Origin of the sequence: Myxococcus sp. RHSTA-1-4 (genome assembly GCF_020037125.1) — a bacterium.
Taxonomy (GTDB): Bacteria; Myxococcota; Myxococcia; order Myxococcales; family Myxococcaceae; genus Myxococcus.
Genome location: NZ_JAIQDG010000031.1, coordinates 124,999 through 131,671, shown reverse-complemented (window position 1 = coordinate 131,671; position 6,673 = coordinate 124,999). Strand labels below are relative to the sequence as shown.

The window sequence follows — 6,673 nt, the reverse complement described above, 5'->3', positions numbered from 1 at the left end:
TGACGGCTCGCTTGCTCCTGACGGATGCCCATCAACCAGCCGGTTTATTCGCCCATCAGCAGACGTGCGCGTCAACAATTGAGGGCCGGTCGAAGTACGAGCCCTTCGGGCAGCGCCGCCGACCCGATGACCTGACGGTGCCACAGCCTGTGGCCTCAGGTGCCGTGCGACATGGTTACACTGGACACGAGCATGACGACGAGCTGCGGCTCATCAACATGCGCGGGCGGATGTATGACCCACAGTTGGGTCGCTTCCTCAGTCCGGACCCATTCGTTCAGGCGCCGCTGTTCGGCCAGTCGTTCAACCGCTACAGTTATGTCTTCAACAACCCGCTGCGATACACGGACCCCTCGGGCTTCGTCGCCATGGACCGGGTGACGTACTACGACAGTTGGTACGGGGGCTATGTGTCGCGGGATTTCGCTGGCGGCACACCCGCGAGCCTTCGCTCGCCTGACATCAGTCTTGGTGGGGGGCTCTTTGAGTTTTTGTCTGAAATGTATGATGTTTCATTTGTTATTGTCCGTGAGCCTGCGCGGGAGGCCATTGTATCGGGGGGCGGGGGGGAGGGAGCAGTGCGAGAGGAATTCTGCTCTCCTTGATTCTTGCCGCCGCGAATGAGACCACGGTCGTTGGCAAGAGATGGCCTTGGGGGGCGAGTGCATATCTGATTAGGTGCCAGTTGGCGCTGATGCAGTACCGGGCGACGGAAATGTTTGCGGGCCTCGGGTTTGGAGCAACCTACGGTGCGTTGCCCTTCGCGGCTCTCCTGCCGCTCCCAGACAACATGTCTGATGATGCGCGCCTGGGGTTTGGTGTGGGCCTGGCTGGCGGGAGTCTGTTCGAATTCTTGCAAGCAGTGGGACACGTCAGTAATGGCATGAACGCCATGCAAGCGGGAGTTGGGGGAACTGTCGTCACCAGGGGAGGAGCAGGTGTCCTGGGAGTTTCCTTGGGGGTTGCTGGATTGGCCGAGGCAGTGCTCGGCGGTGTCATGGCGGTGGAAGCTGTAGAAAAGGGGGCGAAGGCTCTTGACATCCTGATGATGTCTGGAAACAGTGGAGGTTCTTCGGGGACCTCAGCAACGAAGGGTGCTGGTGCCGACAACGATGAGTTCCGTGTCACTCCGGATGGTGTAGCGCTGCCGAAGGGGCCGAAGCACAAGATCCCTGGCGGATACATAGAGAACCCGCATCGGTCAGGAAGCTACGGCGAGATTGTGAATGGTAAGTTTAAGGAGCGGCTGCGGATCGACCCACCCACTCCACCAGGTCAGAAGGGGCCGAACACGAGTCACTACCACCTTGATGGCAAGGGTACGCATTACAGCCCGGCGCCAGGCGACAAGGACCCCGGGTTTAAGCCATGACAGAGACGATCGACGAGGCATTCGGGGCATTGGAGTGGCACGACGCCTTGCTGTTGAGCTTGAACATCGATCGGCGGACCCCTGGTGAGCGCGATGAAGTCGTTCTGCTTGTTGAGTGGCCTGATGGTCGGAAGCAGAAGGTACGGTTCATGGACTGCTACGCCCTCGATTCTCAGATGAACTTCGGGGTGGTTGCTCCAGAGTCGATCCGAACTGCGCGCTGCCTTGCCGACACGCCGAAGTTGGCTGACATGAGGCACCGCTGGAGGGCTCTCGGGATTGAACTTGAGGATCTCCGGTGCTTCGAGTTCACCACCAACTCGACGGCCAGCGAGGTCCGCGTCTACGCGAGGCGGTTTGAGGTATCGTAACCGTTCACCGGGACTCGAGCTGGATGCGGGGAGCAGGCAGGGGAGGAAGCAGCATAAGAGGGAGGGTGGGCAATGCTTCATTGGCCGGGGCGGGCAAGGAGGCCGGACGTGCTTTCGGTCAGAGCGTACCGGCAAGATGAGGCAGCTTCCGTCCTTCGGGCCCTGGCCCCAAAGACAACCGGCGCGGCCGCCACAGAGGCAGCCGCGCCGGCTTTGGGTGAATCAGTGCAACCCGGTAACTACTGGCCGGAGCTCACCGTCCAGGTGACGCCGGAGTAGGCCGTGTAGCCGCGAATCAGGACGTAGTACGTGCCCTGCTTCGCCCCGGTGATGGTGCAGCTCTCGTTGCTGTCGGCGCCCGCGGAGCGGCAGTCGTAGCTGGCGGTGGTGGGCGCGCTGCCGAACTTCACGTACAGGTCCGCGTCACCCGTGCCGCCGGCGAGCTGGAACTTCATTGCCGTCGCGCCGGCAGGCGTGACGTAGCTGTAGTTCGTGTTGCTGCCGCGCGCGCCGGAGAGGTTGTTCACCGTGGAGATGACAGTCCAGGTCGGCGGAGCCGCGACGCCCACCGCGGTCCACGCCTCATTCACCGAGGTGACGGCGGCCGAGCCGTACAGGTCCGCGGCGGCCTTCGCGGTGGCGCCGCGCGCGTCCGCGAAGGTGCTGCCCGGCGTCAGGTACACCGTGTTGGCCCGGTAGAAGATGGCCGCGCCCTTCATGATGGAGGTGTAGGTGTTCGCGTCGAGCGCCGGCACCACGTTGGTCGTCTTGCCGCGCGGGTGCGTGCCACCGGACACCATCAGGTGGAAGGCCAGGTTGGCGATACCCGAGTTCCAGTGCACGCCACCGTTGTCCGACGTGCCCGTGTAGCGCGTCGGGTAGTAGTCGTAGTCACCCGCGATGGCCGGGTCGTTCATGTAGCGGAGCGCATCGCCCGGAGTGGCCGGCGTCCAGCACTCCTCGCCAATCTTCCAGGTGTTGCCGGAGACCGCGCCATCCCGGTACGCCTCGATGGAGGCGCCGAAGACGTCGGACATCGCCTCGTTGAGGGCGCCGGACTCACCCGAGTAGATGAGCTCCGAGGACGTGTCGGTGACGGCGTGGGTCAGCTCGTGGCCCACCACGTCCAGCACCGTCAGCGGGCCGGACTGCGAGCCGTCGCCGTCGCCGTAGACCATCTGCGTCCCGTTCCAGAACGCATTCACGTAGTTCTTGCTGTAGTGGACGGTCGAGATGAGGTTGGTGCCCGCCCCGTCGTAGCTGTCACGGCCGTACTGGCTGAAGTAGAAGTCGTACGTGAAGCCCGCGTTGTCGTGCGCCTGGTTCAGCACCGCGTCGCTCGACGGGCCCTGGCCCTCCGACAGCACCAGCGTGCCGGGCAGGTTCGTCCGGGTGTTGGCGGTGTAGGTCTTCCGGTTGCGCTGCGTCTTGATGTTGTCGAACTGGAGCACCGCCTCGCCCGTGTGCGCGTCGATGAACGTGTTCGGCATCGCGGGCTCGCCCTCGGCGGTGACGGCCTCGAGCTGTACCCGCCAGGTCAGCCGGGCGCCCTTGCCGATGCTGTCCGGGAGGATTTGCAGCTCCACCTTCGGCGCGCCCGTCAGCATGCTCCCGGCGGCCATCCGGGCGACGGCGGCCTGGAGGGCCTGCTCCGACCGGATTCCCGGACGGGTGTCGACCTTCAGGTCACGGGCGAGGCGGTCGGTGATGGACGCGATGGTGCCATCCTCGTTCCGGTGGATGATGGCCTGGGCGCCGAAGACGGGAATGCCACCCACCTTCTGCGACATGCGCTCATGCGACCGGCCCCCCGGCTCGGCCAGCATGTGCTTCGACGACAGGTCACCTGCACCTACAAGGAAGTCGGGACGCTGCGCCTGGAGCTGACGCAACCCCTGGATTTCACTGCTCTGCACGTCCTGCGGGGTCTGCGGGTCGGTGTCCGTGGACTCGACACCGCAGGCGCTTCCGAGGAGCAAGGGGAGGATGGAAACAAAACGGCTGATGCGCATGGGGGGCTTCCTCCTGATCGGCCGAGTGGCCGACTGCTAGATTTCGCACCAAACGAAAATTTCAGTCAAGGCGCATAAGTTCAACTGTGTTGCAAGTGTAGAAAGCCCAGTCATTCTGGGCGGTTTGCGGGTCAGTCGTTTGATTTGCTCGGTTTGCTCGTTTTAAGGGGGGGGGCACACAGGGCTTCGCGCGCCCGTCCGCACGGCGCCGACGTACCGGGTCGGGGACTCCGGGTGCGCGGCCCGGGCTCCCGGAGTGGGTTGACGCTGGCGCGCGGCGAGAGGAGCCTGCCTGCGATGCTCAAGCTCCAGTGGCTCCAGGTGCACCAGTTCCGCTCCGTGCGGCCCGGGACGCGGCTGTCGTTCAGCCCGTCCTTCAACGTGCTGCTCGGGGAGAACGGCACCGGGAAGACGACGCTGCTGGACCTCGTCGCCGCCGTGGCCAGCTCCGACTTCACCGCGCTGACGCGGGAAGCCTTCGACCTGGAATACGAGCTGGCCGCGGACACCGGCCGCATCACCGTGCGCGTGCGCAACGTGCCCACGGGCTCCGAGTCCTCCGGGCTGGCGATGGACATCGCCGTGGCTCCTCGGGACATGGCGTGGCCGCTGTCCATCCGCCGCGAGGGACAGCAGGTCACCATCTCCCGCCAGGACGACGCCTCGGACGTGGTGCACGAGCGCATCGCCCCCGAGGTGGGCGGGCGGCTGTGGCTCGTGCTCATGTCCGGCGGCATCGCCTGGGTGGAGAAGACGGGCGAGGGCACCGCCGCCGTCGAGCCCCTCCTCGCCATGGCCCGCGAAGTCTCGGCCCAGGCCGGGCTGGGCCGCTTCGACGAGGGGCTCGGCTACTTCGAGCAGCTCTGCCAGGTGGAGTTGCGCCTCTCACGCCGCGCCGAGGGCGTGCTCGCCACCGGCATCGGCGTGGCCTCGGAGGACCTCCTCGACGGGCTGCGCAAGGTGGCCGCCGCGCAGTGGGGCTCCCCCCAGTACGTGCTCCCCGCGGAGAGCGTCCCCTTCCTCCGGGACGCCGCCCAGCTCCTCGGCTTCTCCTCCGCCGAGGCGCTCCTCTTCCCGCTCGAGACGCAGCCCCAGGGCAAGTACGAGACGCTGTCGCTCGGCGGGCTGGAGCTGGCCTTCATCGGCCCCGGCGGGCAGCGCATCTCCGCCCGGCACCTGGGCTACGGCCAGAAGCGCCTCGTGGCCTTCCTGCACTACCTCGCCCATGCGCGCGCCGTGGTCATCGCGGACGAGCTGGCCCACGCGCTCCACCCCCGCCAGCTCCGGGCCTGCATCGAGCAGCTCGGGCCCCGGCAGTCCTTCCTCACCAGCCAGAGCCCGCTCCTCCTGGACAGCCTCGCCTTCGACTCGGCCGAGCAGGTGCGGTCCACCTTCGTCCTCTGCCGCCGCGAGGGTGACTCCGGCCTCCTCGTCTGGGAGGACCTGTCACCCCAGGCCGCGGAGGCCTTCTTCACCGCGTACCGCGCCGCCCCCCAGCGTGTGGGTGAGCTGCTCCAGGCCCAGGGGCACTGGTAGGCGCTGGCGGGCCGGGGACGTCACCCGGTCGACGGACCGCGCCACTCCGGGGTGGCACATCGCGTCACCGCGTGGCCTATCCTTCGGTGTGGGGAGGGAACCGCCGATGCCGATGCTGTCCGTGAATGGAACCGAGCTGTACTACGAGGACACGGGGGGCTCCAGGCAGCCCATCGTGTTCAGCCATGGGTTGCTGTGGAGCACGCGCCTGTATGACCCGCAGGTGGACGCGCTGCGTGGACGCTACCGCTGCATCGCGTATGACCACCGGGGCCAGGGCCGCAGCGCGGTGCCGCCGGAGAGCGTCATCGACATGGAGACGCTGTACCTGGACGCGGTGGCGCTCATCGAGAAGCTGGGCGCGGGGCCGTGTCACTTCGTGGGCCTGTCCATGGGCGGCTTCATCGGCATGCGGCTGGCGGTGCGGCGGCCGGACCTGCTGCGCTCGCTGGTGCTGATGGAGACGTCCGGCGACCCCGAGCCCCTGGCCAACGTGCCGCGCTACACGCTGCTCAACCTCATCGCCCGGCTGGCGGGGGTGCGCCCGGTGGCGGACCCGGTGATGCGCATCATGTTCGGCCGCGGCTTCATGACCGACCCGAACCGCGCTGAGGAGCGCGCCCTGTGGCGCACGCGCCTGATGGAGAACCGCCGGGACATCTGGCGCGCCGTCAACGGCGTCATCAAGCGCCAGGGCATCTCCCACGAGCTGCCCAACATCCGCGTGCCCACGCTCATCATCGTGGGCGAGGAGGACGTGGCCACCGTGCCGGTCAAGGCCGAGCGGCTGCACCAGCTCATCCCCGGCTCGCGCCTGGTGCGGCTGCCGCGCGGCGGGCACTCCGTCACCGTGGAGGAGCCGTCCCTCGTCAACGCCGCCCTGGGCACCTTCCTGGACGCCCAGGCCCGGCAGGCCACGTCCCAGACGGGGTGAGCCGGGCTCCATCGTGCTCACGACGCGCGGGGGCGCACCGAGGAGGGCTCGCCCGCGCGGAACGTGGGGCACCTGACAGCCGGCGGCCGGACGTACTTCGCCGCGTGCGCCCTCGTCATCCGGCCGTTATGCCGCTCCGAGGAACCCCGGGAGGAGGACGCTCATGCCTGTCGCGAAGTGGAACGGAGTGGTGATTGCCGAGAGCGCGCGCTGCGAGAAGGTGGAGGGCAACTGGTACTTCCCGCCCGACTCCGTCCGCCGCGAGTACTTCCGCCCCAGCAACACGCACACCGTCTGCCCCTGGAAGGGGACGGCGAGCTACTACGACGTCGTCGTCAACGGGCAGGTGAACAAGGACGCGGCCTGGTACTACCCGGAGCCGAAGTCCGCCGCCTCCAACATCGCGGGCCATGTCGCCTTCTGGCACGGGGTGCAGGTGGAGGGCTGA

At 67.1% G+C, this 6,673-nt stretch carries 7 protein-coding genes; 6 read left to right on the top strand and 1 reads right to left on the bottom strand.

Annotated elements, in window-relative coordinates:
* The 3 genes from K8638_RS33950 to K8638_RS33940 all read left to right on the top strand — a co-directional run.
* Positions 1 to 605, top strand: a 605-nt coding sequence (locus tag K8638_RS33950) for an RHS repeat-associated core domain-containing protein (protein ID WP_223758842.1), incomplete at its 5' end; no start/stop codon positions are given.
* Entirely contained in the window at positions 602 to 1,372 is a 771-nt protein-coding gene (locus K8638_RS33945) for a hypothetical protein (protein WP_223758841.1), read from the top strand. The genes K8638_RS33950 and K8638_RS33945, both read left to right, overlap by 4 nt.
* Positions 1,369 to 1,743: a hypothetical protein gene (locus K8638_RS33940; protein WP_223758840.1), complete on the top strand. Its 375-nt coding sequence runs from the start codon at positions 1,369 to 1,371 to the stop codon at positions 1,741 to 1,743. The genes K8638_RS33945 and K8638_RS33940 overlap by 4 nt, the downstream gene beginning before the upstream one ends.
* Positions 1,744 to 1,982: 239 nt before the next feature.
* Here the strand turns inward: K8638_RS33940 and K8638_RS33935 are convergent, their stop codons facing one another.
* Positions 1,983 to 3,755, bottom strand: coding sequence for a M4 family metallopeptidase (locus tag K8638_RS33935; RefSeq protein ID WP_223758839.1), 1,773 nt, complete (start codon positions 3,753 to 3,755; stop codon positions 1,983 to 1,985).
* Positions 3,756 to 4,052: 297 nt separating this feature from the next.
* Here K8638_RS33935 and K8638_RS33930 point away from each other — a divergent pair, with 297 nt between their 5' ends.
* The 3 genes from K8638_RS33930 (at position 4,053) to K8638_RS33920 (ending at position 6,673) form a co-directional block, all read left to right on the top strand.
* The gene (locus tag K8638_RS33930; RefSeq protein ID WP_223758838.1) at positions 4,053 to 5,291 is read left to right on the top strand and encodes an AAA family ATPase; all 1,239 of its coding nucleotides are present in this window, start codon (positions 4,053 to 4,055) and stop codon (positions 5,289 to 5,291) included.
* 106 nt (positions 5,292 to 5,397) lie between these two features.
* Entirely contained in the window at positions 5,398 to 6,225 is an 828-nt protein-coding gene (locus tag K8638_RS33925; RefSeq protein WP_223758837.1) for an alpha/beta fold hydrolase, read from the top strand.
* Between the two features lie 163 nt (positions 6,226 to 6,388).
* Complete coding sequence (locus K8638_RS33920; RefSeq protein ID WP_223758836.1) at positions 6,389 to 6,673, top strand: DUF427 domain-containing protein; 285 nt, start codon at positions 6,389 to 6,391, stop codon at positions 6,671 to 6,673.